This is a genomic window from Actinoplanes lobatus, assembly GCF_014205215.1.
Classification (GTDB): domain Bacteria; phylum Actinomycetota; class Actinomycetes; order Mycobacteriales; family Micromonosporaceae; genus Actinoplanes; species Actinoplanes lobatus.
The window spans coordinates 6,066,139-6,092,587 of sequence record NZ_JACHNC010000001.1 but is presented as its reverse complement, the minus strand read 5'-3'; the positions used below and the strand labels follow the sequence as shown (position 1 = coordinate 6,092,587).

Here is a 26,449-nt window from a genome sequence, read left to right as displayed (position 1 = left end):
CCCTCGGATCACGCCGCACCGACTCCCGAGGGAGACCCGCCGGTTGACCGCATCCCGCCGTTTGGCACGGGCCCGGGCGCTGACCGACCGCGCCGAGCAGTTGGCCCGATCCCTCGACGCGTCTCCGTGGGGCCCCCGCTACCTGGTGGCGGTGACCTGCGCCTGGACCCGGCTCGGCGACCTGGAACGTGCCACCGCCACCGCCACGGCGGCCGGCGCCAGGGCCGGGGCGAACGATCCCCTTCACCACCTGGCAATGGCCAACGCGTACGCCCGGGTCGGCGCCCTGGACCGGGTAAGACGTCACATGCGCAGGGCTCGGAAGCTGATTCCCACCATCGAACACGCCAGTCTTGCCATGATCGCGCAAGTTGAGCTGGCCACGATCATCACGTTCCTCGGCCACCTCGGCCCCGCCGAGGAACTCGCCCGGTCCCTCCCCGATCCGTTGGCGCGGATCCGCGCGCTGCTGTCGCTCGCCCAATGCGCCCAGCTAGATCAGCCGCCCAGCGTGGTCGAACCACACGACGCCGCCCGCCTCACCGACGAGGCCGCACAACTCACCCGCGACACCCCTTCGCTGGAGGACCCGGTCACCGTCCGAATGTTGATCGGGTACACCCTGCTGGGCCAAGACCGCGTGGCGGACGCCCTGGAGGTGGCCGAGGAGGCCGCGCTGCTTCTGCCCGACCTCAGCGCCGACCAGCAGCCCGACGGCTACGCGCACGTGGCCGCGATGTTCAGCCACCTCGACGCCACGGAACGGGCCATGGAACTGGCCGGGCGGGCCGAGCCCTTGATCGCCGCGGCAACCAACGACAACATCCGCGGTAGCGCCCAGAGGTTCCTGGTGGCGGCGTACGCCCGGACCGGCGCCCAGAACCGGGCCCGCCACCTGCTCTCCTCGATGGACGACCGGTTCTGGCGCAGACACGCGATGGTCGAGCTCGCCGCGGCGCTCGCCGACGATGGCGACTTCCGGTTGGCCGAGCGGATCGTATCCACGTTCAGCCACACGGATCCGCCCAGCCTGGCCCCGTCCGGGCAGGTGGACGCCTACCTGCGGATCGTCGACAGTCTCCTGTCCCCCGGCCCGGCGGAACACGAGGACACATCGACACCGATGCAGCGCATCGCGATCCTCGGCTGCGGCGGCGCCGGCAAGAGCCACCTCGCCCGGCAGCTCGCCGACCGGCTCGGTCTCCCCGTCACCCACCTGGACGACCGCTACTACGACGATGACTGGAACCCGGCCCCCGCCGGAGAATTCGCCGCGACGCAGCGCGACCTGGTGGCCGCCGACTGGTGGATCATCGACGGCAACTACGCGTCGACGCTACCGATCCGCCTGACCCGCGCCGACACGGTCATCCTCCTCGATCTGCCCGCACACACCTGCCTGTGGGGCATCGCCCGGCGCCGCGGCCGGCACCGGATCACCCTGCCCTTCCTCAGGTACGTGATCCGCTACCGCCGCACGATGCGCCCCCGCGTCGAGGCTCTCATCGCCGAACACGGCCGAGACGCCCGCTACCTGCGCTTCACCAGCCACCGCCAGGTCAACCGCTTCCTCGCCGCCCTGTGACCTGCGGGGTCTGCCATTGAGGTGGGTGGCGGCGCTGGTCCGGGCGTGGTGCGGCGTCCCGCGGCCTTGGTCCCAGGTCGGGGAGCGGCGCAGCCGGGTGGGCAGGCTGCGGGAACCGGGTCAGCCGGGATTTCCGCGGATGGTGATCGGAGTGCGGCCCGTGCGGTAGTGGACGGTCTCGAACGGCCACGACTCGCGCAGCCATGTGCCCACGATGTCGGTCAGTGGACCGTCCAGGTGGGCGTGGGTGGCGGAAACCCAGGAGGTCGCCTGGATCTCGCCGGCCGCCGTGGGCTTGAGGTAGACGCAACCGACCACATCGCCGGTGGTGGGGTCGAGGACCGAGTACGCGAAGTCCACCCGGCGGGCCGACCGGTCGGCGTGGCTCTCCAGGTCGGCCAGGTTCTCGGCGAGCGTCATCCCGCCCACGGGCGGCCAGCCACGGTCGAATCCGGGGGTCGACCGGATGTGGTCGATGCTCGACGTCCAGGCCGCGTGGTCCGCCTCGTTGTGGCGGGGGCCGAGCAGTTCGAGCCGCAGTCCACCGGCGGTGTATGACGCCGGAACCTCGAAGGAGCCGTCGACCAGCATGCCCCGAACCCTACGGCAGCAGGTGTTCCAGGCGCCGCACCACGCGGAGGGCCTCGGACCGGACCCCGGCCTGTTTGAGCCAGCGCGGCAGGTGGGAGATCACCGACTTGGCGGGGGCGTCGTGCCGTTCCCGGAGCCCTGCGCGCAGGTAGTCCTTGAGGTAGGCGAGGTGGGCGGCGTTGAACGCCCACAGGGTGTGGCCCGCGCACGGCGCCTGCAACCGCAGCGGCAGGCCGAAGCAGTTGTCGACGACGGCGTCCGGGACGGTCACCGGGTGCAGGTCGTATCCGCGCTCCCCGGTGGCCCCGCAGGTGGCGCAGTCCACGGTGACGGTCCGGTAGCCGGGCGCCGCCTCCTCCCGCCGCCACATCCCGACCGGGCTGCCGCAGGTGCCGCAGTGCCCGCGTACGCAGACCCGTACCGGTCCGGACCAGCCCGGTGGCAGTGGGCGGCGGCAGCGCCCGCACTCGCACCCGGCCCGCCGGTCCTGGCGGCGGGCGAAGCCGCAGCCGCCGCAGGTCACCGCGGCGGGCTCCCACCAGCGCGCGTCCCGGTCCCAGTCCCGCCGGACGGTCGCGGTGGCCGGGCAGCGCGGGCACCGGACGAGGAACTCCCCGGCGAACGAGGGCAGCCATCGCCCGCTGTCGACGAAACGGCTTTGCGGCACCGCGTGAGTCTAGATAGGGCAGGCTGGCGGTATGCAGCTCGACACCACGATTCTGGATCTGTTCCGGGACGCGGCCGGCAGTGTTCCGGCCTATCGGCGGTTTCTGGCCGAACAGGGCGTGGACCCGGCCACCGTCAGCGACCCGGCACGGATCCCGTTGATGACCAAAGAGGGCTACCACCTGCGGTTCCCGCTGCCGGAGCGGTGCCGGGGCGGGCGGCTGGACGCGGCCGCGATGGTGGCGCTGTCGTCCGGCTCGTCGGGGCGGGCGACGGTGTGGCCGCGCTCGGTGCGTGACGAGGAGCCGGTGACCGCCCGGTTCGCGCAGGTGTTCCGGGACGGGTTCGGCGCGGACCGGCGCAGCACCCTGGCGGTGGTGTGTTTCGCGCTGGGCAACTGGGTCGGCGGGATGTACACGGTCGCGGCCTGCCGTCAGCTGTCGGCCGCGGGGTTTCCGGTCACGGTGGCCGCCCCGGGCAACGACATCGGCGAGATCCTGCGGGTGGTCGGCGAGCTGGGCGGGCACTTCGAGCAGGTGGTGCTGCTGGGCTATCCGCCGTTCGTGAAGAACGTCATGGACGCCGGTCCGGCCCGGGGCGTGAACTGGCCGGAGTACGACGTGAAGCTGGTCCTGGCCGGCGAGGTGTTCAGCGAGCAGTGGCGGGATCTGGTCGCCGCCCGGGCCGGGATCACCGACCCGGTGTCCGGGGTGGCGTCGCTGTACGGGACGGCCGACGCCGGGGTGCTCGGCAACGAGACGGCGTTGAGCGTACGGATCAGGCGGTTTCTCGCCGACCGCCCGGAGGTCGCCACGAAGCTGTTCGGCGACTCCCGGCTGCCGACGCTTGTTCAGTACGACCCGGCGGCCCGCCGGTTCGAGACGGCGCCGGACGGGACGCTCGCGTTCAGCGCCGACGGCATGGTGCCACTGGTCAGGTATCACATCGCGGACGAGGGCGGGCTGCTGTCGTACCCGGAGATGGTCGCGCTCTGCCGGGAGCACGGCTTCGATCCGGGTGACGGCCCGGAACTGCCGTTCGTGTACGTGTTCGGCCGTTCCCTGTTCACCGTGTCGTTCTTCGGCGCCAACGTCTACCCGGAGAACGTCACCGTCGGCCTGGAACGGCCGGGGGTCAGCGACTGGACGACCGGGCGCTTCGTGCTCCGTACGATCGAGGACGAGGACCGTGACCGGCATCTGTCGGTCGTGGTGGAACTGGCCGCGGACGCGGAGCCCACACCGGAGCGTTCGGCGCTCGCCGCCGCCTCGATCCGCACCGAGCTGCTACGCCTGAACAGCGAGTTCGCCAACTACGTGCCGCCGGAGCACCAGACGCCGCGGATCGAGTTGCGCCCCGCCGACGACCCGGAGTTCTTCCCGCGCGGCGTGAAGCACCGCTACACCCGCCCGGTCACCCCGCCGTAGTCAGCGCTGCGATTCGAAGTGGTCCTTCATGGCCGGGTAGTAGTCGTCGAAGCTGGGGAACGGGGTGCCGTCGCGGGACGCCACCAGCAGGTCCAGGTAGTACTCCCAGCCGGGACCGACCTCGCCGACGTTCTCCGTGCCGGAAAGGTGCTGGGTGAAACGCAGTTCGGTGACGCCGCCCGTCTCGGTGAGCACCATGTCGAGATGCCAGCTGCCGTAGTCGTCGACGGCGGAGAGCGCCAGGCGACGGGGCGGCTCGCACGCGTCGATGGTCATGTCCATCCACGGCCGCCCCTCCTCCTGGACCATCTGGACCTGGATGGTGTTGCCGGGACCGCCGTCACCCTTCCACGGGCCGAACCATCGGGCGGTCCGCTCAGGATCGGTCAGGCTGGCCCAGACGTCGTCGACGGGCGCACGGAAGCTGCGGGTCAAAACCAGGTCACCGCCCAGGATCCGGCCAGTGGGTGTCGGGCTCATGCGCTCTCCTTCTCGGAAACGGAAACGGAAACGTCGCGCCGTTCTCGGCGGGTTCGGTACACCTCGGTCTCCAGGGCGTCGAGGTGGTGCTGCCATCCGGCCGGGCGCCGCAGCGTCTCCAGCCACCCGGCGAGTTCGTCGAGCGGCGCGGTGACCAACTGGTAGACCCGGCGCCGCCCGTCGGCGGTGTCGCGGACGAGCCCGGCCTCCCGCAGGACCCGCAGATGCCGGCTGACCGCGGGCCGGCTGATCGCAAACCGGTCCGCGACCTGCCCGGCCGTCATCGGCTGACCGCGCAGCATCAGCAGGATCTCGCGCCGCACCGGGTCGGCGATCGCGCCCGCCACCTCGTCCACCCGGGAAGCGTAACTCATTTGTTACGCGTCCGGAGGATGTATGCTGCTCGGCGGAACATCCCTCGTCGATGGCCCCACGTGCGCCGACAAGCACGTACCAGATGATCTTTGATTTTTGGAGCGTCTCCGCTCTCGCCCGGTGAAGCCCGCGATCCGCACCCGGACTCCCGGGGAGATCCGGTCGGCCCGCCGCCCTCGTCGCCACCGATGCTGGGGGCATCTCGTCGCGGCGCCCCTCTGGCCGATGCACGGCGCCAATCTCGGCACCCTCCTGCGCACCTGTGACGCCGTCGGCGCGTGCCTCGCGGTGCCCCCGTTCCGCTGGGTCGACGAAGCCCTCGCCCGCGGCAACACGCTGCGCAAACCCGCCTGCGTGCACCGGGTCGGCGATCCGCTGCGCTGGCTCGCCGAGGAACGCCGGGCGGGCGCGAACGTCGTCGGGGTGGAACTCGCCGACGAGGCGGTCCGGCTCGCCGACCTGCCCGCCGCCCGGCGACGGACCGTCATGGTTCTCGGGCACGAGGCCACCGGGATCCCGCCGGAGGCGCTCGACCTGCTCGACGGCGCCGTGGAGATTCCCATGGTCGGCACCGGGATGAGCCTCAACGTCGCGGTGGCCGGGTCGCTGGTGCTCTACAGGCTGGCCGGGCTGCTGTGACGTCAGGATTCGCCATGCCGAATATTGGCGGGTTCGGATATCAGAACGTGCGGAATGCCCAGGGTCGACGGGTAGCCGTCGTGGGGCGGGCTCAGCCGTCGAACCGCCTCCACGGGATCTCGAGACCACGCAGTGGGCGTAGCACACCACGGTGCGCGGCGCCGATCCACATCGAGAACTTCCCGTGCCAGGAGTCGGTCACTTCGGCGATCATGCCTGGCGCAACGAAGAAGCGCGTCGAGTCATTCGGCCAGCGCCATGGCTTCCACGGCAGCGGTGTCAATCTCGCTGTGACCATCTCAACGTGCTCGGCTTCGAGCTCGGTGCTCAGGGCCATGTAGTGGGCGTTCATCATCGTCTCGTAGACGGCGAATTTGAGAAGGAAGCCGCTCATCCGCTCGTGTTCAGGCCGCAGGCCGTAATCGTCTTGGTCGATCCATACCACGGGGTCGGCGTCCGAAGGATCGAAGAGCCAGATGAAGCCTCCCTGGTTCTCGTGTCCGAAATCGATGAGACCATCCTGTGTCAGCTTCCACTTCTCCGGGCGTATCAGGAAGTTTTGCCGGCCGAGGAGGGCTGGCCGATACCGGGCCAGCTGGTAGAAGGCGGCCAGTGGTTCGGGCACGGTCCAGCCGCTCGTGGCGAACTCGCCGAGGTCGTCGTCGGTTTCGGGGACCCAGCCTTCGACGAATTGCTTGAGTGCAGTGGTCGGGCTGGCCTGGATGTTGGCGAGCCAGGTCTGGTCGGGCAGAGTGTCGGGTTCAGTGGGCGGCCAGACGCGGTCCAAAAGCTCGTCGGTCAGTTCTGGGTCGATTGTCAGCTCGGCGCTGACCAGGACATCGTCGGTGTAATGGCCCTGTGCGGGCTTGCCGAGGCCGAGGTAGAGGCAGCCCGCGGGGAGGCGGGTCAGCAGGTGGATTGGCCGGACGTCGCGTTGTGCCGCCCAGCTGAATTGCGGCGAGGTTGGTTGGTGTCCGAACAGCCGAACGGCGACGTCCTCGACGAGTGGCCCGTGCAGATGAAACCGCCGACTGTTCCATACACCGCTGATGTCCAGGCCGTTTCCCCGCTCGGCGATGATGACCATGGCGTCGTTGCCGAGAACGATAGACGCGCCGTCGGTCTCGCAGACGATGGTGTTGTCGCCAGCGAGGCGTTTGGCGGTGTTCTCGGTCAGGATGTCGTTCGAGGTGACGGCCACGGCGGGGAGCCTATCGGCCCGGTGCTTGGCAAGGGCGCCGCTGGTGAGCGGGACGTGTTGCGGTCATTTGCGGCGTCGTCGGCTCAACGCCGCTGTGTAGCCGGTTCTGGTGTGGCCGGCCGCTTGCGACCAGGCGGTTGCTGTGTGAATGTGGATGCCCAGCAGCTTGCTGAGGACGACCGGTGGCAGCTCGGCGCCGAGCTCCATCAGCGCGGTGGCGCGGCCGGCTCGGGTGGAGAAGCCGAGATCGGTCAGTCGGATGCCCATGCGGGCCGCACTGATGTGGCGGCCGGCGTGCCCGCCTGGGAAGAGCCAGGGGTGCTGGGCTTCGCGTCCGATGATGGTGCGTCCGGTGGGACGCTCGCCCCTGGGACCGGCAAGCTGCCCATAAACCAAGGGGCCACGTTCAGCGGCGGCACGGAGCCGGCGCAGATGAGTCCAGGTGAGGTAGCGGCGCAGGGTGTGACGGTCACCGGGGTCCTGGACGGCGTCGACCTGGGCCGGCAGCCATCTGATGAACGAGGCGAGATGCTCGTCGCGTTCGGGCAGCGCCTGGTGCGCCACCAGCGCGGCGCGCGGGTAGGACACGAACTTGGCGGGGTGCGCGTCCAGGGTCTCGTGAGTGACCGGACCGGAAGCGGTCGCCAAGGTAGTCAGCAGACTGCGGGGTCCTTCGCGTTCCAGCCAGCCGAGCACGGTCGGGGCGTTGCTGGCTTCGAGATCCTTCCCATGCATTCAACGCGAGAATCATGCATCAGATGATCGGCCAAGCGCATCCCTGCACGTCAATCGCCTGGAACGAAGAGAGGGGGCGGTCGTGGTAACGTCCACGTCGGAGCCCGAAGGTGGCCAAGGATCACGCATCGGATGCAATTCCCCGGGCTTGCCGACCCTGGTCGTCATCCGCGGCAACTCCGGCTCCGGGAAGACCACCACGGCCCGTGAGGTGCGCCGGCGCTACGGCCGTGGCGCCGCTCTGGTCGAACAGGACTATCTACGCCGGGTCCTGCTGCGCGAGCACGGCAGCAACCGCCACGATCCGGTGGCGCCCGCGTTCATCGACGCCACCGTGCGGTCGGCGCTCGGCCTTGGCTATCACGTGGTGCTGGAGGGCATTCTGGACTCCGGCGGCCACGGCACGGTGCTGCGCCGGCTGATCGCCGACCATGCCGGCCCGGCGAGCGTCTTCTACTTCGACGTGTCGTTCGAGGAGACGGTTCGCCGGCATGCCGGCCGCGCCGAGCCGATTCCGGTCACCGCCGACATGATGCGCGACTGGTACGCCGACCGTGATCTGCTCAGCGTCGAGGGCGAGCACGTCATCGGCGAGTCCACCGGCTTCGACGCGGCGGTGGAGACGATCCTGCACGTCAGCGGCCTCGCGGCGGCCTCCGCCCTGACCCCGTGCCCGACCCGTTGCCACCGCTGCGCCGAGAAACGCCGCACATAAGTGGACTAATCGCCCAAATCGGGCATAGGGTTCTCATTCGTCGGCGGCGGGTTCTGTTCCGCCGTCCCGAGAGAAGGGAACCATGTCATGAAGAAGACCACTGTCAAGCGCCCGTACGAGGCTCCCCAGGTGACGGTCCTCGGCGACTTCCGCACCGAGACCGGGCTCCTGCAGCGCAACGGCCGCGACCGCCTGATCCTGAGCAAGAACTGATCTCTCGGCCGCCGCACTGAATTCATGTCTGTCGTGACTGACATGCTGCGCCACGGCGAGCCGTACTTCGTGGTCCTCCCCGACCACGAGGCCGGCCTCGCCGTGGCCCGGCGCTTGGACGGGCCGCACACCCGCACCCTCCGGCACGCGTCCGGGCGACCCTGGATCGTCGGGTGCTGGTCCGACGACGAACTCACCGTGGCGCAGGCGGGCTCCGCCGGGATCGCGCTGCTCGGCTGCTGCCCGATCGATCCGGAGGCGCTGGCCCGCCGGGCCGGCCGGCTGCGGGAGGTCGTCGACCTCGACGCGTTCGCCGCGTCACTGACCGGAAGCTTCCACCTGGTGGCCACCGCGGCCGGGCGGGTCCGGTTCCAGGGCAGCGTCTCGAATCTGCGGATCGCCCACTACGCCCAGGTCGAGGGCATCCAGGTCGGCTGCGACCGGGCCGATGTGCTGGCCGCGCTCGCCGGCTCGGCGCTCGACGAGCGGCAGATCGCGGTGCGGCTGCTCTGGCCGGCGCCGCATCCGCTGCTGGACGCGCCGCTGTGGCGGGGAGTGCACGGCGTTCCGTCCGGACGGTACGCGGTGCTGGACCGCGGCGGCCGGACCGTACACATCGCACGCTGGTGGAACCCCCCGGAGCCCACCCGGTCGCTCGCCGAGGGCGCTCCCCTGGTCCGTGAGGCCCTCGCCGACGCGGTACGCGCGCGAACCGCGGCCGGCGGGACGATCAGCAGCGACCTGTCCGGAGGCCTGGACTCGACGTCGGTGTGTTTCCTCGCCGCGACCGGTGACAGCCGCGTGCTCGCGAGCACATGGCCCGGGTTGGACCCCACCGATGACGACCTGCCGTGGGCACGTCGGGCCGCCGCCCACATGCCCGGTGTGGAGCACCTGGTGTGGCGGGCCGAGGACTCCCCGCTGGTCTACGAGGGCCTGCTCGACATCGACGACCCCCTCGACGAGCCGACCATCGGCATGCTGGACCGCGCCCGCGCGCTGAGTCACGTACCGAATCTGGCAGCCGCGGGCAGCCGGCTGCATCTGACCGGGATCGGCGGCGACCACCTCGCCTGGTGCTCGGAGGCCTACTACCACCGGCTGCTGCGCCGCCGTCCGGTAGCGGCGATCCGGCAGCTACGAGGCTTCAGGGCCCTGTTCACCTGGCCGCTGCTCCCGATGCTGGGCGCGCTCGCCGACACCAGGTCGTACCCGCGCTGGTTTGCCGGCGCGGCCGGTGAACTGCGGCAACCGTTGCCGGAGCCGGTACGGGGCACGCTCGGCTGGACTTCGCCACCGCGTCTGTTCCCGTGGGTGACCGATCATGCCGCCGAACTGGTGGTGGAGGCGATGCGGGCCGCGGCGGAATCGGTGGAACCGCTGAGCGACGACCGCGGCATGCACGCCGACATCGAACAGATCCTGGTCACCGGCCGGATCGTCCGCCAGTGGGAGCAGATGAGCCGGCGGGCCGGGTTGCCCATGGCCTCGCCGTTCTTCGACGACCGGGTGATCAGCGCGTGCCTTTCGGTGAACCCACTGGAGCGGGTCACCCCGTGGCGCTACAAACCGCTGCTCGTGGAGGCCATGCGCGGCATCGTCCCGGACGAGTGCCTGGCCCGGACCAGCAAGGCCCAGGCCGCCCGGGACGCCGCCCTGGGCCTGCGCCGCAACCGGGCCGACCTGATCGCCATGTGGGAGCAGTCGCGCCTGGCGGAGATGGGCCTGGTCGACCGCGACCGGCTCATCGACCTGACCGAGCGGCCGGACGATCCGAGCCTGCGCCACGCGGTCCTCTACACGACCATCGGCTGCGAAGTGTGGCTGCGCGGGCTCGACACCATGGAGAGGAGTTCCGGCGATGTCGCCACGGCTGCACCCTGATCTGACGACGGCCGACACCGAGTACGGCACCGTCCTGCTGGACCAGCGGGACGGGCGGTACTGGCAGCTCAACCCGAGCGCGGCCCTGATCATGCGGGTCCTGACCGGGGGCGGTGACCGCGACCGCGCCGCCGACACGCTGCTCGACGCGTTCGACGTGGACCGGGACAGGGCGCTGCGCGACGTCGACGCGGTGCTCGCGGAACTCACCGCGGCCGGGCTGGTGGTCTCGTGACCACGCCCGCGGCACTGGTACGGCCCACGCCGCCGGGCACCGTCGGCCGGCGATCGGTGGCGCGCGTCGCCGTACTCCTGGCCCGTGGTCTGGCGATGGCGCCGCCCAAACGCATCCGCGCGGTGCTGACGGTGCTGCGCCGCGGGGCCCGGCCGTCCGGGTACGCGGAGGCGAAGGCCTCCCGGGACATGGTCCTCGCGGTCAGCCTGCGATGCCTGGGACCGCAGGGATGTCTGCCCCGTTCGCTGGCCACCGTGATCCTGTGCCGCCTCGCCGGTCACTGGCCGGCCTGGTGCGTCGGGGTCGGGACGGCGCCGCCGTTCACCGCGCATGCCTGGGTGGAGGCCGACGGGCGGATGGTGGACGAGCCGATGCCCGACGGCTACCTGGCCAAGCTGATCACGGTTCCGGCGTCCGGTGACCGCTGACCCGGCGCGCCCGGCCGACGGCCGGCTGGGTCTGCTCGACCTGATCCGGGGGCACCGCCGGCGCATCGCCCTGGCCGTGGCGCTGACCCTCACGGGTTCCGCGCTCGGCCTCGCCCAGCCGCTGTTGGTCCGGCATCTCGTCGAGGCCAGCGGCGCCGGGCGGCCGCTCACCGTCGTGGTCCTGCTGCTGGTGGCGCTGTTCGCGGCGCAGGCGCTGGTGCAGGCCGTCGCCGGGTTCGTGCTGGCCCGGGCCGGGGAGGAGATCGTTCTCGGGATCCGGCTCAACCTGGTGCACCGCCTGCTGCGGCTCACCATGCCGGTCCACGACCGCTACCGGGTCGGCGATCTGATCTCGCGGGCCGGAACCGACAGCTTCGCGCTGCGCCGGCTCGTCGCCGACGGCTGTACGGACGCGGTCGCCGGCGTGATCGGGCTGGGCGGGGCGGTGGCCGTTCTGATCTGGCTCGACCCCCTCCTGTTCCTCGTGGTGGCGGTGCTCGTGGCGGCCGGCCTGTCCACACTGGTGCCGATGATGCGCGGTATGCGGCAGGCCTCGCTCGGCGGTCAGCAGGCCACCGGTGAGATGGCCGGCGACCTGGACCGGGCGCTGTCGTCGCTGCGGACGGTACGGGCCAGCCGCGCCGAGCAGCGGGAGACCGAACGCATCGGGGCGCAGGCGCGTACCGCCTATGCGCACGGTGTCCGTACGGCCCGGCTGAGTGCCGCGGTGGGGGTGGCGAGCCACCTGGCAGTGGACGGCTCCTTCCTGGTGGTGCTGCTGGTCGGCGGCGTACGTGTCACCACCGGCGAAAGCTCGCTGGCCGATCTGGTGGCGTTCCTGCTGTACATCACCTATCTGGCCGTGCCGATCAGCTCGGTCTTCCAGGCGATCAGCGCGATCCAGGAGAGCCGTGGCGCGCTGGAGCGTGTCAACGAGATTCTGGCCCTGCCGGGCGAGACCGACGAGCTGGCGCCCCTTGCACGCCGGCCGTCCGGGCAGTCGGCGGCGGCGCTGGAGTTCCGCGACGTCTGGTTCGGGTACGACCCGGGGCAGCCGGTTCTGCGCGGTCTCACGCTGCGGGTGCCGGAGCGGGGCCACATCGCGCTGGTCGGCGGTTCCGGCGCGGGCAAGTCGACGATCTTCGCCCTGGCCGAACGGTTCTACGAGCCGGAGAGCGGCCAGATCCTGCTCGGTGGCACGGACGTACGGGCGATGCGCCGGTCCGAGTGCCGCGCCCGGATCGGCCTGGTCGAACAGCACTCGCCGATCTTCCACGGCACCCTCCGGGAGAACCTCACCTACGGCGCGCCAGGCGCGAGCCCCGCCGAGATCGCCCGGGTCGTCGAGCTGACCAACCTCGACGATCTGGTGGAGCGTCTGCCCGACGGGCTGGACAGCCAGCTCGGCGAGCGCGGGGTCCGGCTGTCCGGCGGCCAGCGCCAGCGGATCGCCGTGGCCCGGGCGCTGCTGGCCCGCCCGGTCCTGCTCCTGCTGGACGAACCCACCGCCCACCTGGATCCGGTCAACGAGGCCGCCCTGCGCCGGGCCATCGAGCAGGTCTCCCGGGACTGTGCCCTGCTGGTGGCGGCGCACCGCTTCTCGACCGTCCGGGACGCCGACCAGATCGTCGTGCTGGACGGCGGCCGGGTTGTCGCGGTCGGCGATCACGCGGATCTCCTGGTCAGCAGCCCCTACTACCGGCGGCTGGCCGCCGAGTGGATGGTCCCCGACCGGGAACGGTGACCTGCGATCATCCATCGATGGATGCGACTCTGGACCGTCCGCTGAGCGAGGCGGAGATCGAGGCCCTGCGGCACTGGCCGCGCTATGCGCACACCAGCCGGACGACGGTCGACCCCGGTGTCCTGGTGCCGTTGCTGAACGAGATCCTCGGCGAGCTGCCCTGGTGGGACCGCGCGTGGCGGGTGACCGGCGCGGGCCACGCCGATCCCGTCGACATGACCCGGACCGATGTGGTGCCGGATCCGGTGGAGGTGGCGGTCCCCGGCGCCGTGAGCCGGGACGGCACGGACGAGTTGCCGCTGTCCGCCCGGATCCGGATCCACGGCGACCGGCTGGTCCGTTTCGAGGTGAAGGTGGGTGATCTGGTCATCGGGCCCGGCCGTGAGCCGGCCGGGAAGCCGGAACGGCACCGCTTCGGCGTGGTGCTCACCGCGCTGATGAGATCGCACGGCATCACCGAGCGGGAGATGGGGATCCGGTGCGGCCTCGCCATGGCGACGATCCGGGCGGCGATGGGCGGCCGCCGACCGCACCAGCGCGTGATCGAGGCGGTGGCGCCGCACGTGGGGATGACCGCGGCGGACCTGACCGCCCTCGCTGATTGACAGGTTTCTATTCAGAGGATCACTATTGGGAGCGCTCCCATCCCCTCGCTCCCCCGGAGACCCCCGTGCGCACATCCCTGTTGTGGAAGGCGCTGGCGAGCACCGTCCTGCTCGCCGGCGTCGCCGCCGCGCCATCCGGCGCCCACGCCACCGCCCCAGCCACCACCACCCGCGTCGACGTCGACGTCCGGGCCGGCCTCGCCGGAGTCGCCGACCAGGCCGTCGGCGTCAACCACGCCATCTGGGACTCGCAGCTCGGCACCCCGGCCGTCGCCGACCTGCTCAAGGACGCCGGGGTCGGGATGCTGCGGTACCCGGGCGGCTCCTACGCCGACATCTACCACTGGGAGAACCACACCGCGCCCGGCGGTTACGTGGCGCCCAACACCGATTTCGACACGTTCATGGCCGGCGCACAGCGCACCGGCGCCGAGCCGATGATCATCGCGAACTACGGCACCGGGACCGCGCAGGAGGCGGCCGGGTGGGTCCGGTACGCGAACGTCGAGAAGAACTACGACGTCACCTACTGGACGATCGGCAACGAGAACTACGGCAACGGCCACTACGGCGCCTCCTGGGAGGCCGACGACCACGCCGACAAGAGCCCCAAGGAGTACGCGGCGAACGTCATCGCGTACGCCGCGGCCATGAAGGCCGTCGACCCGGACATCAAGATCGGCGCCGTGCTGACCATGCCGGGCAACTGGCCGGACGCCATCGTCGGCGCCGGCGACCAGGGCTCCTGGAACCAGGAGGTACTCACCCGCGCCGGCCACGTGATCGACTTCGTCGACGTGCACTGGTACCCGGGCGGCGGCACCCCGGCCGAGACGCTCACCAAACCCGCGCAGATCCAGGACGCCGTCTGGACGCTGCGGCAGCAGATCGAGCGGTACGCCGCCGCGAGCGCGAGCCGCATCCGGATCAGCATGACCGAGACCAACGTCGAGGTCGGCCGCAACACCCAGCCGGGCGCGCTGTTCCTGGCCGACGTCTACAGCGGCCTGCTGGCCCAGGGCGTCTTCACGGTCCAGTGGTGGAACGTCCACAACGGCCTCGGCACCGTCTCCACGGTGGCCGGGCAGACCGACTACGGCGACTACGGGCTGCTGTCCAGCGGGAACTGCACGGCCGACAACTCGGTCTGCCAGCCGCCGCTGAACACGCCGTTCGCGCCGTACCACGCGCTGTCGCTGGTGGGCGACTTCGCCCGGCCGGGCGACCGGTTCATCGCCGCGGGCTCCGGCGACGCACTGGTCAGCACCCATGCGGTACGCCGGGCGAACGGTGACGTGGCGGTGCTGATGATCAACAAGGACCCGGACGCCGAACGGACCGTGTCGCTGAACTACCACGGCTTCACGGCCGCGGCGGGGACCCCGACGGTGTCCACCTACACCAACGGCGCCGGCGCGGTGACCACGGCACCGAAGGGCACGGCCGCGGCGCAGACGCTTCCCCCGTACTCGATCTCGCTCTTGACCTTGAAGTCGGCCGACACCGTGACGGGCGCGCCGAAGGCGCCGGCCCAGCCGACCGCGACGGTGACCGACCGCTCGGCGACGATTTCCTGGCAGTCGACCGGATCCGGCCTCAAGTACGAGGTGTACCGGCAGAACGGCGGCGCCGCCGAACTGCTGGGCGAGACCACCGGCACCTCGCTGACCGCGAACAACCTGGAGCCGGGCCGCCGGTACACGGTCAACGTGGTGGCCCGTGACGGTTCCGGGCGGGCGTCGGCCGGCTCGCCGCCGCTGACCTTCACCACCGGCACCCCGGCGACGTCGGCGTGCACCGTGAAGTTCCGCGACGTCAACGACTGGGGCAACGGCTACGTGGGTCAGGTCGACATCACCAACAACACGGCCGCCGCGGTCAACGGCTGGACGCTGACGTTCACCTGGCCGACCACCTGGCAGAGCGTGAGCAGCGGCTGGAACGCCACCTGGACCTCCAGCGGCCGCACGGTCCGGGTGACCAGCGACGGCACGCTGGCCGCCGGCGGATCGACCGGCGTCGGGTTCGTCGGCAACTACAGCGGCCCGAACGTGCTGCCGACCGTCTTCACGCTCAACGGGAACGTCTGCACCAGCGTGTGATGCCCGTTCCCCGGTCCGGGCATCGACCCGGACCGGGGCGACGGCCGTCACATTAGCCCTATTTTCCTCATTTGTTCTCAGCGGCGCCGATAGGTTTTCTGACGAACCCGATCGTGAAGAGAAAGCCGAATGGTGCTCAGCTCGCTCGCCGCCAACGTTGACCCGATCACCCTCGTCGTCACCGGTCTCGTGCTCTGCGCACTGGTCGTTACCCTGCTGCGCCGCACCGTCCGCCCCGTCGTGGAGGACGCCTGCCGCACCGCCCTCGACCGGATGCGACCGCACCTGCCCGCCGAGCTGCGCCGGCTGGCCCGCCGCTGCTACGAGCGCGTCGAGCCGGCCACCGTCCGCGAGGTCCTGGTCACCACCCTCGCCGCCGGGATCGCCTGGAACGCCGCCGACATGCTGCACCTGGTCGGCCCGGTCACCGCCGCGATCATCGCGACCCTGTCGGTGCAGATGACCTCGCACGCGTCACTGCGCGCGGGTGCCCAGCGCCTGATCGGCACGGGCGCCGGGATCGCGCTCTCGGTCGCGGCGTGGAACGTGTTCGGCCTCAACGCGTGGTCGATCGCGGTGATCGCCGGTCTCGGCCTGGCCGTGGGCCGGGTGCTGCGCCTCGGCGACGCCTCGGTGCTCGTGCCGCTCACCTCGCTCGGCATCCTGGTCGGCGGCACCGCCGTCACCGAGGCGTTCGTGTGGGAGCGCGTCGCCGCCACCGCCCTCGGCATCGTGGTCGGCGTGATCCTGTCGCCGCTGGTCGGCGGCATGACCCCACTGGAGCGCGCGCGCGTCAAGGCCACCCACCTGTCGACCGAGATCGCCCGGCTGCTGCGCCGGCTGGGCAACGGCGTCCAGGACGGGTACGACCGCGAACAGGCCGAGCAGTGGCTGGCCCGCTCCCGGGAACTGGACGAGGACCTCGAGGACGCGATCGCCGCCGTGGAGGAGCTGACCAAGCAGGCCCGCTGGTCGCTGACCACCCCGATCGCCAAGGTCACCCCGCTCGACGAGAAGGTCCGTGCCCTGGAGCACGGGGTGCACCAGCTCAACTCGGTGGCCCGGTCGATGTTCGACGCGGCCGCCACCTCGCACACCCCGGCCGTGCCGAAGCGCCTCGGCCAGGTGCTGATCGCCGTCTCCGAGGCGTTCGAGGCGCACGCCTCCGACGCCGGCAAGCTGGAGCAGGTGCTCAACGACCTGCGCGAGACCCGTCAGCGGACGCTACGGCAGGTGCGCACCGAGACCGAGGACACCGGTGTGCTGGTGCTCACCGGATCGATCATGACCGACATCGACCGGATGGCCGGCAGCCTGGAGCGGTCCGCCCCGGCCCTCGCGGTCGGCGTCCGCGAGCCCGGCCCGGCCGTCCCGGCGGTCTCCGAGGTGCTGCCCGCGGTCCGGATGATCTGGGAGAAGACGGTCACCACGAGGGCAGACCGCTAGGTCTCGCCGTACGTGTCAGGGCGTAGTGTCCCTGTCGGGCGAAGGTCGGAAACACGTACGGAAGGACTCTTTCACGATGGCTGACTTGCGCGAGGCGATCGACCAGGGGCGGACCGCCCTGGGCATCGAGCTGGGATCGACCCGCATCAAGGCGGTGCTGACCGGCCCGGACCACACGGCGATCGCGGTCGGCAGCCACGACTGGGAGAACCAGTTCGTCGACCGGACCTGGACCTACTCCCTCGAGGCGGTGTGGGAGGGGCTCCAGGGCTGCTTCGCCGCGCTCGCTCTTGACGTGCGCGCCAAGCACGGCACCGAGCTGCGCACGATCGGCGCTCTCGGCGTCTCCGCCATGATGCACGGCTACCTGGCGTTCGACGGCGACGACGAGCTGCTCACCCCGTTCCGCACCTGGCGCAACACCAACACCGGTGACGCGTCCGAGGCGCTCAGCGAGCTGTTCGGCTACAACATCCCGCACCGCTGGAGCATCGCCCACCTCTACCAGGCGGTCCTCAACGGTGAGGAGCACCTCGGCCGGATCGCCCACCTCACCACCCTCGCCGGGTACGTGCACTGGAAGCTCTCCGGCCGGCAGGTACTCGGTGTCGGCGACGCCAGCGGCATGTTCCCGATCGACATCGCCACCGGCGGCTACGACACCCGCATGCTCGGCCAGTTCGACGAGCTGGCCGCCGGCCGGGTGCCGCTGAAGCTGGCCGAGCTGCTGCCGGCCGTGCTGCCCGCGGGCGAGGCGGCCGGCACGCTGACCGAGGAGGGCGCACGGCTGCTCGACCCGACCGGCGGCCTCCAGCCGGGCGCCGCCATGTGCCCGCCGGAGGGTGACGCCGGCACCGGCATGGTGGCCACCAATTCGGTGGCCCGCCGTACCGGCAACATCAGCGCGGGCACCAGCATCTTCGCCATGATCGTGCTGGACGGCGAGCTGAGCCGCCGGCACCCGGAGATCGACCTGGTCACCACCCCGGCCGGCGACCTGGTGGCGATGGTGCACTGCAACAACGGCGCCAGCGAGCTGAACTCGTGGGCCGGCCTGTTCGCCGAGTTCGCCACCGCGCTGGGGGCGAAGGCGGACAGCAACGCGGTCTTCGAGACGCTGTTCAAGGCCGCGCTGGACGGCGCACCGGACGGCGGCGGCCTGATGGCGTTCAACTACCTGTCCGGTGAGCCGATCACGAAGCTGCACGAGGGCCGGCCGCTGTTCCTGCGGGAGCCGGGCAGCAGCCTGAATCTGGCCACCTTCATGCGGACCCAGTTGTACTCGGCCCTGGCCACGCTGCGCATCGGCATGGACGTGCTCCAGAAGGCCGAGTCGGTGCAGCTGGACCGGATGTTCGCGCACGGCGGCCTGTTCAAGACCGAGGGGGTGGCGCAGCGGCTGCTCGCGGCCGCCATCGACACCCCGGTCGCGGTCGGCGACTCGGCCTCCGAGGGCGGCGCCTGGGGCATCGCGGTGCTGGCCGCCTTCCGCACCGCCCGCACGCCCGGCCAGAGCCTGGACGCCTTCCTGACCGACGTCGTCTTCGCCGGCGCACGGCTGGACACCGCCGAGCCGGATGCGGCGGACGTCGAGGGCTTCAACGCCTTCATGCGGCGGTACGTGGCCGCGCTCCCGGTCGAGGAGGCGGCGACCCGTCACAGCTGACGGTGCAGACGGGCGGCCTGGCGGGTCAGGTGGTCGCGTTCGGCCAGGTTCGGTGCCTGGGCGGCGGCCTCCGCGTACAGCTCGGCCGCCCGTTTCCCGTCTCCGTCACGTTCGTACAGGTAGGCGGCGACCGCGGCGTACCGGGGAAGGGTTTGATCGAGGTCTGACAGGGCCGCCAGGCCCGCCCGTGCGCCGTCCGCCTCGCCGACCGCGACGGCCCGGTTCAGCCGGACCACGGGGCTGTCGGTGAGACGGGCCAGCTCGTCGTACCACTCCACGATCTGCACCCAGTCGGTCTCCTCGGCGCGGGGCGCGTCGGCGTGCAGGGCCGCTATCGCGGCCTGCGCCTGGAACTCGCCAAGGCGGTCGCGCGCCAGCGCCGCCTGAAGGATCAGGACGCCTTCGGCGATCAGCGTGGTGTCCCAGCGTGTGCGGTCCTGCTCGGCCAGCGGGACGAGGCCACCGTCATCACCGGTACGGGCTGCGCGCCGCGCGTGGTGCAGCAGCATCAGAGCGAGCAGCCCGTACACCTCGGGGTGATCGATCGTGGTGGCGAGCTGCCGGGTGAGCCGGATCGCCTCGGCCGCCAGGTCGACGTCGCCGGTGTAGCCCTCGTTGAACACCAGGTAGAGCACCCGCAGCACGGTCGCCACGTCACCGGGCTGATCGAACCGCACGAGAGAGACCGTCCGCTTGGCCCGGCTGATCCGCTGCGCCATGGTGGCCTCCGGCACCAGGTACGCCTCGGCGATCTGCCGGGTTGTCAATCCACCGACGGCCCGCAGCGTCAGCGCCACCGCGGATGCCGGGGTCAGCGACGGATGCGCGCACAGGAAGTAGAGCTGGAGCGTGTCGTCGACCGAGGTCGCCGGGCCGGGCGGCGGCTCCTGGTCGGCGGCCTCCTCCCGGCGGCGGCGGGCCGCCTCGGACCGGGCCGCGTCGAGGAACCGCCGCCACGCCACCGTGACGAGCCAGCCCTTCGGGTCGCGGGGCGGGTCGTCCGGCCACACCCGCAGCGCCTCGGCCAGCGCGTCCTGGACGGCGTCCTCGGCCGCCGCGAAGTCGGCTCCGCGGCGGACGAGGATCCCGAGCACGCCCGGGGTGAGGCTCCGCAGTTCCTCCGGCGTCATTCGGTGATCGTCGGCATTTCCGCGAAGCAGGGGCGCAGTTCCAGCCACTCGTGGATCGGCTTTCCGTCCTTGCCGGGGGCGGCGGACAGCTCGCCGGCCAGTTCGACGGCCCGCTCGTGGCTGTCCACGTCGATGATCATGTAGCCGGCGATCAGGTCCTTGGTCTCGGCGAACGGGCCGTCGGTGACCGGCGGGCGGCCCTCCCCGTCGTAGCGGACCCAGGTGCCCTCGGGCAGCAGCGCCTGCTCGCTGACGAACTCGCCGGTCCGCACGAGCCGGTTCGCGAAATCGCTCATGTAGGCGATGTGCGCCGAGATCTCCTCGGGCGTCCACTTCTCCATCGGCACGTCGTTGACCGGGGCCGGAGCACCGCGGTAGTGCTTGAGCAGCAGGTACTTGGCCATGATGGTTCTCCCGGAGTGCTGGGTGCGACCCATTGCGGTCGGCGTTCGGACCGGGGACGGAGCCGGTCACCGGTTCTCGACACCATCGTCCAAGATTTTTATGACTCCGGCCGGGCAGAGGGTGGCCGCGTCCCGGGCGGCGGGTTCGTCGGCGGCCGACGGGATCTCCGCCAGCAGAATCACGACGCCGTCCTCGTCGCGCTGATCGAATACGTGCGGAGCAGTGAAAGCGCATTGACCAGCACCGATGCACTTGTCTTCGTCGACGGTGACCTTCATGGCTCCTCCGGTGATCGTTTTCAACCGTTTGCTACCGGGTCATCCCGTGCGTACGGTACCAAGTAATCAGGCGTTTACCTCAGGGAGAGGGTGCAGATGCTCGACTACCCGTTCACGCCACCGACCGCCGTGGACCCGCCCGACGAATGGCGGGAACTGCGTGCCACCTGCCCGGTCGCCCCGGTCCGCACGCCCGCCGGCGTCGAGGCGTTCCTGCTCACCCGGTACGACGACGTGCGCGCCACCATCACCGACCGCCGCTTCGTCCGGAACACCCCGGCCGGCAGCAACGCCGTCGGCACACAGGCCGCCTTCATGGCCGACGAGGCCCAGCACATGCGCTGGCGACGGCTGCTCAGCCGCTCGTTCACCGCCAAACGCATGACCGCCCTGGAACCCGGCATCGCCCGGATCGCCCACGACCTCATCGACGAGATGACCAAGCAGGGCCCACCCGCCGACCTGCGGACCGCCCTCGGGTTCCCACTGCCCGTCTACGTGATCTGCGACCTGCTCGGCGTGCCCGCCGCCGACCGGGAGCGGTTCGCCCGCTGGTCCGACCACTTCCTCAACATCACCCGGTTCACCGCCGAGGAGACCAGGCGCTCCGGCCTGGAGATGTGGCAGTACATGCAGGCCCACGTCGAGGCGAAACGCTCGTCACCGGGCGACGACCTGCTGTCCGAACTGGTCACGGTCGTCGACTCCGAGGACGGCCGGCTCACCGAACAGGAGTGCGTCTTCACCGGCCAGGCGCTGCTCGTCGCCGGGCACGAGACCACCGCCAACATGATCGGCAAGATGGCCGCCATGCTGCTCGCCGAGCGGGGACGCTGGGAACGGCTGCTCGCCGAACCCGGCCTGGTGCCGAGCGCCGTCGAGGAGGTGCTGCGCTTCGACGCCAACCTCGGATTCGGGATGCACCGCATGGTCACCGAAGACACCGAGATCGCCGGGACCGCCGTCGAGGCCGGCACCACCGTGCTGTCGGCGGTGCCGTCCGCCAACCGTGACGAACGGGTCTTCGACCACCCCGACGAGATGGACCTGGCCCGCTCCCCCAACCCGCACCTCACGTTCGGCGCGGGCCCGCACTCCTGCCTCGGTCAGTCGCTGGCCCGGGTCGAGCTGCGCACCGTCCTGGCCGTCCTGCTGGAACGGCTGCCCGATCTGGAGCTGGCGGTACCGGTCGAGGAGCTGCGCCGCCGGCAGGGCCTGCTGGTCGGTGGCCTGGAGGAGGTGCCGGTCCGCTGGTAGACCCTCACCTCCGGTAGAGGGCGGGCGCCGGTGGCAGGTTCACGGCGTGGCGTTCACCGCTGGCCAGCGCCGCCACACAGGCGTGCGCCACGAACGTCGCCGCGAAACCGTCCCAGGCGGACGCGCCACCGGCCGCCCCGTCGATCCAGTCCTGCAACTCCAGCCGGTACGCCTCGGCGAACCGCGGCCGCCAGTCCCCCGGCAGCGCCCGCGCGTGCAGCCCGCCCCGGCGCAGCGACGTCGGCGGCGGCGCGTCCACCGTCACCGTGCCCGTCTCGCCGACCAGCTCACAGCGCACCTCGTAGCCGTACCGGGCGTTGACGAAGATCTCCACGTCGGCGAGCACCCCCGACTCGGTCGTGAGAACCAGCAGCTGCGGATCCTGGGTGCCGCCCGCCTGCCCGCTCGGCCGGGGCGTGTGCACCGCCACCTCGACGATCTCCTCTTCGAACAGCCACCGCACGATGTCCAGCTCGTGCACCGCCGAGTTGGCGATCAGGGCGGAGCTCGGCAGGCCCGGGACCGCGGCCGGATTCCGGTGCACGTTGTGCATCAGCAGCGGCGCGCCGATCTCGCCGCCGGTCAGCAGCGCCCGCATGCCGGTGTAACCCGGATCGAAGCGCCGCATGAACCCCACCGTGATCAGCCGGCTGCCGTGCTCGGTCTCCGCCTCGACGATCCGGGCGCAGGCCTCGACGGTCGGGGCGAGCGGCTTCTCGCAGAGCACCGGCTTCCCGGCCGCCACGCAGGCGAGCACGTAGTCCTCGTGGGTGGCGTCCGACGAGGCGATCAGCACGGCGTCGATGCCGTCGTCGACGATCAGCGCGTACGGGTCGGCGAAGACCCGCGCCCCACCGCTGGCCGCCGCCACACCGCGGGCCCGGCTCCCGTCGACGTCGAAGACACCGCCGACCCGGGCGCCGGACACCGCCTCGGTGAGCAGCCGGGCGTGGTCGGCGCCCATGACACCGGTGCCGATGACGCCGATCCGGGTCACCGTCGGCCCGCCCGCCTCGGCCGGCATCTGCCCCGGCTGAGCCATGGTCGTCACCGTGCCACCTCCATCAGGAACGCCAGGCTGCGGCGCACGTCGCCGACCGGGCCGTCACCGGCGACCGGCGGCCCGGACAGCGCGCAGTCCTGCTCGAGCACGTACCACCCGGTGTAGCCGGCGGTTTCCAGGCGGTCGACGATCCCGGCGACATCCGCGTCACCGGCGCCGAGCGGCGTGTACAGGCCCGCCTTGACGGCGTCCATGTAGCTGCGGCCACCGTCCCGCACGGTGGCCGCCACCGCGAGATCCACATCCTTCAGATGGACGTGGGAGATCCGGTCGGCCGCCTGCTCCAGCAGCTCGGCGGGGTGCATGCCGCCGATCAGCAGGTGGCCGGTGTCCAGGCAGAGCGGCACGTCACTGCCGTCGAGCAGCCGCAGCACCGCGTCCCGGTCCTCGACCGCCGTGCCGACATGCGGATGCAGGCTGGGCCATAGACCACGGTCGGCGGCCATCTCCCGCAGGATCTCCAGGGTGGCGAAGAGCCGGCGCCACTCGCCGTCGTCCAGGCGGACCTTCCGGTCGTAGCTCCCGTCAGCCGAGCGGGCGGCCAGAACCACCACCTCCGCTCCCGCGGCGGCCAGCGTGTCCATCGCGAGAGCCGCCGCGGCCAGGTCGGCCTCGGTGCCGACATGCATGGGTACGGGCAGAAAACCGCCGATCAACCGCAACCCGTGCCGGTCCAGCATCGCCCGTACATCCGCCGAGGTCATGCCCAGATAGCCGGTCGGGCCCAGCTCGGTGGCACGCAACCCGAGCGCGGCCATCTCGGCGAGAACCCGGTCGGCGAACAGCTCGTAGCCCCAGCCGGGCGCCTCACACACGCCCCAGGAGATCGGCGCCCCGCCGATGCGGTCCGCAATGCCCATGACCTGCCCCCTCGAATCCTCGGTGATCACGCCGCCGCTCCCGCCCGCACCAGCCGCACCGCGGCGCCGACCGCGGCGGCCACGTCACCGTCCGGCGGGTAGAGCAGCGCCCGGCCCACCATCAAACCCCGAACTCCCGGTACGGCCAGTGCCCGGCCCCAGGACGCGTACATCTGCTCGGGACTGCCGTACGGGTCCCCGCCGAGCAGCAGCGCCGGCATCGTGGTCGCCGCCATGACCGTCGCCATGTCCTCGACCACCGGCAGTTTCAGCCACGTGTAGGCGCTCGTCCCACCGAGCCCGGCGGCGATCGCCACCGACCGGGCCACCGCGTGCGGGCTCAGGTCGTTGACCACCCCACCGCGCTCGCCGCGCGCCGCCAGGAACGGCTCGACCAGCGCGATCAGGCCACGCGCCGCCAGGTCGTCGACCGCCCGGGCGCTCGCCTCCAGCGTGCGGACACTGGCCGGGTCGGCCGGATCGATGCGCACCAGCATCTTCCCGCCATCGAACCGCATCCGCGCGATCGCGGCCGCGTCATAACCGGTGAACCGGTCGTCCAGCTCGAAGACGGCGCCCTGGAGGCCACCGCGGTTCATCGAGCCGATCGCGATCTTGCCGTCCAGGTCACCGAGCAGCAGCAGGTCCTCGAGGATGTCGGCGGTGCCCAGCACACCGTCCACACCGGGATGGCGCAGGGCGGTACGCAGGCGGCGCAGCAGCTCGTACCGGTCGGCCATCGCCGCGCCGTCACCGCGGACGCCGAGCGCGCCCCGGGCCGGGTGGTCGGCGGCGACCAGGACCAGGCGGTCACCCGGATCGGTGAGCAGAGGCCGGCGGACCCGGCGGGCGGCCGCCTCGGCGACGGCCTCCGGACGGGTGGCCCGCACCCCGCGCAGCGTGGCGAAATCCAGCTCAGACACGGCCGGCCGCCAGCACCCGCTCCACCTCGGCCGTGGTCGGCATGGCGGTGGAGCACTCCAGGCGGCCCGCCACGATCGCGCCGGCCGCGTTGGCGAACCGGATGAGACGGTCCAGGGGCCAGCCGGCCAGCAGACCGTGGCACAGCGCGCCGCCGAACCCGTCCCCGGCGCCCAGCCCGTTCACCACTTCCACCTCGGCGGGCGGCAGCCGTACCCCATGATCTTTGGTCTTGGCCAGAACGCCCTCGGGCCCCAGCTTCACGACGGCGAGTGACACCCCGGCGCCGAGCAACGCGGCGGCAGCCGCGTCCGGATCGTCCTCGCCGACCGCGACCGCGCACTCGGTCAGGTTGCCCACCGCCACGCTGACGTGCGGCAACGCCTCCTGGACGGCGGCCCGCGCCGCCTCCGGCGAAGACCAGAACATCGGCCGGTAGTCGAGATCCAGCACGGTCAACGGACGGCGGCCCCGAGCCCGCCAGGCGGCGTGGTGCGCGGACCGGCTGGGATCCTGGGAGAGGCCGGTGACCGTGCACCAGAACACGCCGGCCGCCTGGATCGCGCCGAGATCCAGCTCGTCCGGCTGGATCATCAGGTCCGGGGCGGTCGGCAGGCGGTAGAAGTAGAGCGGGAAGTCGTCCGGCGGAAAGATCTCACAGAACGTGACCGGGGTCGGCAGGCCCGGCACGGTGGCGACGAACCGGTGGTCCACCCCGAGTTCTGCCAGGGTGCGGCACACGTACCGGCCGAACGGGTCCCCGCCGACGCGGGTGATCACGGCGGTCCGGCGGCCGTGCCGGGCCGCGGCGACCGCCACGTTCGTCGCGCTGCCGCCGAGGAACTTGCCGAACGAGGTGACGTCCTCCAGGCCGACACCGGTCTGCAGGGGGTAGAGGTCGACACCGACGCGGCCCATGGTGACGACTTCGAAATCCGGCATCTCACCTCCGCGCCTTGTTACGGCGATGTGTCATGAAGCCTCCGGTCGCCGGTCGATCACGTCAAGACTTTGTATTGACATTCTTCTCAACACATTGACAAACTTCCGCGCGATGCCCATGCCACCGCTCGAGATCGATCGGCGCAGCCCGGTGCCGCTCTACTTCCAGATCGGCCGCCGCATCGAGGAGGCCATCGAACGCGGCGAACTCGCGCCCGGCGAGAAGCTGCCCACCGAGATCGAACTCGCCGCGACACTCGACATCTCACGGCCGACCGTCCGGCGGGCCATCGAAGAACTCGTCGGCAAGGGCCTGCTCACCCGCAGACGTGGTGTCGGCACCCGGGTCACCGACGTCCAGGTGCGCCGCCGCATCGCCCTGACCAGCCTTTACGACGACCTCGTCGCGGCCGGCCGGCAGCCGCTGACCCGGGTGCTGCGCTTCGGCACCGACCGCGTGGACCGGCACGCCGCACGCATGCTCGGCCTGCCCGGCACCGAACAACTCGTGCACTGCGAACGGCTGCGGCTCGCCGACGGGGCGCCGCTCGCCCTGCTGCGCAACTGGCTGCCGCCACGCTTCGCCGACCTGACCGCCGACGCGCTCGCCACCCACGGCCTCTACCGGATGATGGCCGAACGCAACGGGCGGCCCGCCGTGGCGAGACAGCGGATCACCGCCAAGGCGGCGACACCCGAGCAGGCGCGGCTCCTCGACATCGGCCCGCACACCCCTTTGATCAGCATGCAGCGTACGTCGTTCGACAGCACGGGCACGGCCGTCGAATACGCCGACAACCTGTACCGGGCCGACCACTACGCCATCGAGGTGACCGTCTTCAACCGCTGAGGTCAG

28 protein-coding genes are annotated in these 26,449 nt (G+C 71.3%); 15 read left to right on the top strand and 13 right to left on the bottom strand.

Annotated elements, in window-relative coordinates; genetic code table 11:
• Positions 1–43 precede the first annotated feature (43 nt).
• On the top strand, positions 44–1,585 hold the full coding sequence (locus BJ964_RS48200; protein ID WP_229806761.1) for a hypothetical protein: 1,542 nt from the start codon (positions 44–46) through the stop codon (positions 1,583–1,585).
• 120 nt (positions 1,586–1,705) lie between these two features.
• Here the strand turns inward: BJ964_RS48200 and BJ964_RS27910 are convergent, their stop codons facing one another.
• Complete coding sequence (locus BJ964_RS27910; protein WP_188123449.1) at positions 1,706–2,176, bottom strand: N-acetyltransferase; 471 nt, start codon at positions 2,174–2,176, stop codon at positions 1,706–1,708.
• A 10-nt stretch (positions 2,177–2,186) separates the two neighbouring features.
• Positions 2,187–2,843 (bottom strand): hypothetical protein, encoded by a 657-nt coding sequence (locus BJ964_RS27905; RefSeq protein WP_188123448.1) that lies wholly within the window; start codon positions 2,841–2,843, stop codon positions 2,187–2,189.
• A gap of 31 nt (positions 2,844–2,874) precedes the next feature.
• On the opposite strand from BJ964_RS27905, the gene BJ964_RS27900 reads away from it, so the two are divergent.
• On the top strand, positions 2,875–4,269 hold the full coding sequence (locus BJ964_RS27900) for a phenylacetate--CoA ligase family protein (protein WP_188123447.1): 1,395 nt from the start codon (positions 2,875–2,877) through the stop codon (positions 4,267–4,269).
• Here the strand turns inward: BJ964_RS27900 and BJ964_RS27895 are convergent, their stop codons facing one another.
• Both BJ964_RS27895 and BJ964_RS27890 read right to left on the bottom strand, forming a co-directional pair.
• Entirely contained in the window at positions 4,270–4,749 is a 480-nt protein-coding gene (locus BJ964_RS27895) for an SRPBCC family protein (RefSeq protein WP_188123446.1), read from the bottom strand.
• On the bottom strand, positions 4,746–5,105 hold the full coding sequence (locus BJ964_RS27890; protein WP_188123445.1) for a metalloregulator ArsR/SmtB family transcription factor: 360 nt from the start codon (positions 5,103–5,105) through the stop codon (positions 4,746–4,748). The genes BJ964_RS27895 and BJ964_RS27890 overlap by 4 nt, the downstream gene beginning before the upstream one ends.
• A 244-nt stretch (positions 5,106–5,349) precedes the next feature.
• On the opposite strand from BJ964_RS27890, the gene BJ964_RS27885 reads away from it, so the two are divergent.
• Positions 5,350–5,763 (top strand): TrmH family RNA methyltransferase, encoded by a 414-nt coding sequence (locus BJ964_RS27885; protein ID WP_203832583.1) that lies wholly within the window; start codon positions 5,350–5,352, stop codon positions 5,761–5,763.
• A gap of 91 nt (positions 5,764–5,854) precedes the next feature.
• On the opposite strand, the gene BJ964_RS27880 is transcribed toward BJ964_RS27885, so the two are convergent.
• Complete coding sequence (locus tag BJ964_RS27880; protein WP_188123443.1) at positions 5,855–6,964, bottom strand: hypothetical protein; 1,110 nt, start codon at positions 6,962–6,964, stop codon at positions 5,855–5,857.
• Between the two features lie 63 nt (positions 6,965–7,027).
• Complete coding sequence (locus BJ964_RS27875) at positions 7,028–7,699, bottom strand: hypothetical protein (RefSeq protein WP_188123442.1); 672 nt, start codon at positions 7,697–7,699, stop codon at positions 7,028–7,030.
• A 148-nt stretch (positions 7,700–7,847) separates the two neighbouring features.
• Between BJ964_RS27875 and BJ964_RS27870 the strand changes: the two genes are divergently transcribed.
• The 10 genes from BJ964_RS27870 to BJ964_RS27825 all read left to right on the top strand — a co-directional run bounded on the left by BJ964_RS27870 (position 7,848) and on the right by BJ964_RS27825 (position 18,737).
• Positions 7,848–8,414: an AAA family ATPase gene (locus BJ964_RS27870; RefSeq protein WP_223149623.1), complete on the top strand. Its 567-nt coding sequence runs from the start codon at positions 7,848–7,850 to the stop codon at positions 8,412–8,414.
• A gap of 87 nt (positions 8,415–8,501) precedes the next feature.
• Positions 8,502–8,627, top strand: coding sequence for a keywimysin-related RiPP (locus tag BJ964_RS27865; protein WP_188123441.1), 126 nt, complete (start codon positions 8,502–8,504; stop codon positions 8,625–8,627).
• Between the two features lie 24 nt (positions 8,628–8,651).
• On the top strand, positions 8,652–10,511 hold the full coding sequence (locus tag BJ964_RS27860) for an asparagine synthase-related protein (protein WP_188123440.1): 1,860 nt from the start codon (positions 8,652–8,654) through the stop codon (positions 10,509–10,511).
• Positions 10,489–10,746 carry a lasso peptide biosynthesis PqqD family chaperone gene (locus BJ964_RS27855; protein WP_188123439.1) on the top strand — a complete coding sequence of 86 codons (258 nt, stop codon included), beginning with the start codon at positions 10,489–10,491 and terminating at the stop codon, positions 10,744–10,746. Before BJ964_RS27860 ends, BJ964_RS27855 begins: the two co-directional genes overlap by 23 nt.
• Positions 10,743–11,174 (top strand): lasso peptide biosynthesis B2 protein, encoded by a 432-nt coding sequence (locus BJ964_RS27850; RefSeq protein ID WP_188123438.1) that lies wholly within the window; start codon positions 10,743–10,745, stop codon positions 11,172–11,174. The genes BJ964_RS27855 and BJ964_RS27850 overlap by 4 nt, the downstream gene beginning before the upstream one ends.
• Positions 11,164–12,918: an ABC transporter ATP-binding protein gene (locus BJ964_RS27845; RefSeq protein ID WP_188123437.1), complete on the top strand. Its 1,755-nt coding sequence runs from the start codon at positions 11,164–11,166 to the stop codon at positions 12,916–12,918. Before BJ964_RS27850 ends, BJ964_RS27845 begins: the two co-directional genes overlap by 11 nt.
• Positions 12,919–12,935: 17 nt before the next feature.
• On the top strand, positions 12,936–13,523 hold the full coding sequence (locus tag BJ964_RS27840; RefSeq protein ID WP_188123436.1) for a hypothetical protein: 588 nt from the start codon (positions 12,936–12,938) through the stop codon (positions 13,521–13,523).
• Between the two features lie 65 nt (positions 13,524–13,588).
• Positions 13,589–15,625, top strand: coding sequence for a cellulose binding domain-containing protein (locus BJ964_RS27835; RefSeq protein ID WP_188123435.1), 2,037 nt, complete (start codon positions 13,589–13,591; stop codon positions 15,623–15,625).
• A gap of 129 nt (positions 15,626–15,754) precedes the next feature.
• Positions 15,755–17,071 (top strand): FUSC family protein, encoded by a 1,317-nt coding sequence (locus BJ964_RS27830; RefSeq protein WP_188123434.1) that lies wholly within the window; start codon positions 15,755–15,757, stop codon positions 17,069–17,071.
• Positions 17,072–17,147: 76 nt separating this feature from the next.
• Positions 17,148–18,737, top strand: a complete 1,590-nt coding sequence (locus BJ964_RS27825; RefSeq protein WP_188123433.1) for a xylulokinase — start codon at positions 17,148–17,150, stop codon at positions 18,735–18,737.
• On the opposite strand, the gene BJ964_RS27820 is transcribed toward BJ964_RS27825, so the two are convergent.
• The 3 genes from BJ964_RS27820 to BJ964_RS27810 form a co-directional block, all read right to left on the bottom strand.
• Positions 18,728–19,867, bottom strand: a complete 1,140-nt coding sequence (locus tag BJ964_RS27820; RefSeq protein ID WP_188123432.1) for an RNA polymerase sigma factor — start codon at positions 19,865–19,867, stop codon at positions 18,728–18,730. The genes BJ964_RS27825 and BJ964_RS27820 overlap by 10 nt on opposite strands.
• Complete coding sequence (locus BJ964_RS27815) at positions 19,864–20,271, bottom strand: YciI family protein (RefSeq protein ID WP_188123431.1); 408 nt, start codon at positions 20,269–20,271, stop codon at positions 19,864–19,866. Before BJ964_RS27815 ends, BJ964_RS27820 begins: the two co-directional genes overlap by 4 nt.
• 66 nt (positions 20,272–20,337) lie before the next feature.
• A complete protein-coding gene (locus BJ964_RS27810) occupies positions 20,338–20,574 on the bottom strand; it encodes a ferredoxin (RefSeq protein WP_328515439.1) in 237 nt (78 codons plus the stop codon).
• A 72-nt stretch (positions 20,575–20,646) separates the two neighbouring features.
• Here BJ964_RS27810 and BJ964_RS27805 point away from each other — a divergent pair, with 72 nt between their 5' ends.
• Positions 20,647–21,807, top strand: coding sequence for a cytochrome P450 (locus tag BJ964_RS27805; RefSeq protein WP_188123429.1), 1,161 nt, complete (start codon positions 20,647–20,649; stop codon positions 21,805–21,807).
• Positions 21,808–21,811: 4 nt separating this feature from the next.
• On the opposite strand, the gene BJ964_RS27800 is transcribed toward BJ964_RS27805, so the two are convergent.
• From BJ964_RS27800 to iolC, 4 genes are read right to left on the bottom strand one after another with little or no spacing between them, the layout of a single operon-like run.
• Positions 21,812–22,849: a Gfo/Idh/MocA family protein gene (locus BJ964_RS27800; protein WP_229806770.1), complete on the bottom strand. Its 1,038-nt coding sequence runs from the start codon at positions 22,847–22,849 to the stop codon at positions 21,812–21,814.
• Between the two features lie 5 nt (positions 22,850–22,854).
• Positions 22,855–23,730, bottom strand: a complete 876-nt coding sequence (locus BJ964_RS27795) for a TIM barrel protein (RefSeq protein ID WP_188123428.1) — start codon at positions 23,728–23,730, stop codon at positions 22,855–22,857.
• Positions 23,731–23,756: 26 nt separating this feature from the next.
• On the bottom strand, positions 23,757–24,653 hold the full coding sequence (locus BJ964_RS27790) for a Cgl0159 family (beta/alpha)8-fold protein (RefSeq protein ID WP_229806760.1): 897 nt from the start codon (positions 24,651–24,653) through the stop codon (positions 23,757–23,759).
• Positions 24,646–25,593 carry a 5-dehydro-2-deoxygluconokinase gene (gene iolC, locus BJ964_RS27785; RefSeq protein ID WP_188123427.1) on the bottom strand — a complete coding sequence of 316 codons (948 nt, stop codon included), beginning with the start codon at positions 25,591–25,593 and terminating at the stop codon, positions 24,646–24,648. Before iolC ends, BJ964_RS27790 begins: the two co-directional genes overlap by 8 nt.
• A 112-nt stretch (positions 25,594–25,705) precedes the next feature.
• Between iolC and BJ964_RS27780 the strand changes: the two genes are divergently transcribed.
• The gene (locus BJ964_RS27780) at positions 25,706–26,443 is read left to right on the top strand and encodes a GntR family transcriptional regulator (RefSeq protein ID WP_188123426.1); all 738 of its coding nucleotides are present in this window, start codon (positions 25,706–25,708) and stop codon (positions 26,441–26,443) included.
• Positions 26,444–26,449: the final 6 nt, after the last annotated feature.

Bases quoted from the DNA above. Each gene is read 5' to 3' on its own strand.
- BJ964_RS27910 (WP_188123449.1), bottom strand. From the start codon at position 2,176: ATGCTGGTCGACGGCTCCTTCGAGGTTCCGGCGTCATACACCGCCGGT.
- BJ964_RS27900 (WP_188123447.1), top strand. From the start codon at position 2,875: ATGCAGCTCGACACCACGATTCTGGATCTGTTCCGGGACGCGGCCGGC.
- BJ964_RS27895 (WP_188123446.1), bottom strand. From the start codon at position 4,749: ATGAGCCCGACACCCACTGGCCGGATCCTGGGCGGTGACCTGGTTTTG.
- BJ964_RS27885 (WP_203832583.1), top strand. From the start codon at position 5,350: ATGCACGGCGCCAATCTCGGCACCCTCCTGCGCACCTGTGACGCCGTC.
- BJ964_RS27875 (WP_188123442.1), bottom strand. From the start codon at position 7,699: ATGCATGGGAAGGATCTCGAAGCCAGCAACGCCCCGACCGTGCTCGGC.
- BJ964_RS27865 (WP_188123441.1), top strand. From the start codon at position 8,502: ATGAAGAAGACCACTGTCAAGCGCCCGTACGAGGCTCCCCAGGTGACG.
- BJ964_RS27860 (WP_188123440.1), top strand. From the start codon at position 8,652: ATGTCTGTCGTGACTGACATGCTGCGCCACGGCGAGCCGTACTTCGTG.
- BJ964_RS27855 (WP_188123439.1), top strand. From the start codon at position 10,489: ATGTCGCCACGGCTGCACCCTGATCTGACGACGGCCGACACCGAGTAC.
- BJ964_RS27840 (WP_188123436.1), top strand. From the start codon at position 12,936: ATGGATGCGACTCTGGACCGTCCGCTGAGCGAGGCGGAGATCGAGGCC.
- BJ964_RS27830 (WP_188123434.1), top strand. From the start codon at position 15,755: ATGGTGCTCAGCTCGCTCGCCGCCAACGTTGACCCGATCACCCTCGTC.
- BJ964_RS27825 (WP_188123433.1), top strand. From the start codon at position 17,148: ATGGCTGACTTGCGCGAGGCGATCGACCAGGGGCGGACCGCCCTGGGC.
- BJ964_RS27820 (WP_188123432.1), bottom strand. From the start codon at position 19,867: ATGACGCCGGAGGAACTGCGGAGCCTCACCCCGGGCGTGCTCGGGATC.
- BJ964_RS27815 (WP_188123431.1), bottom strand. From the start codon at position 20,271: ATGGCCAAGTACCTGCTGCTCAAGCACTACCGCGGTGCTCCGGCCCCG.
- BJ964_RS27805 (WP_188123429.1), top strand. From the start codon at position 20,647: ATGCTCGACTACCCGTTCACGCCACCGACCGCCGTGGACCCGCCCGAC.
- BJ964_RS27800 (WP_229806770.1), bottom strand. From the start codon at position 22,849: ATGGCTCAGCCGGGGCAGATGCCGGCCGAGGCGGGCGGGCCGACGGTG.
- BJ964_RS27795 (WP_188123428.1), bottom strand. From the start codon at position 23,730: ATGGGCATTGCGGACCGCATCGGCGGGGCGCCGATCTCCTGGGGCGTG.
- iolC (WP_188123427.1), bottom strand. From the start codon at position 25,593: ATGCCGGATTTCGAAGTCGTCACCATGGGCCGCGTCGGTGTCGACCTC.
- BJ964_RS27780 (WP_188123426.1), top strand. From the start codon at position 25,706: ATGCCCATGCCACCGCTCGAGATCGATCGGCGCAGCCCGGTGCCGCTC.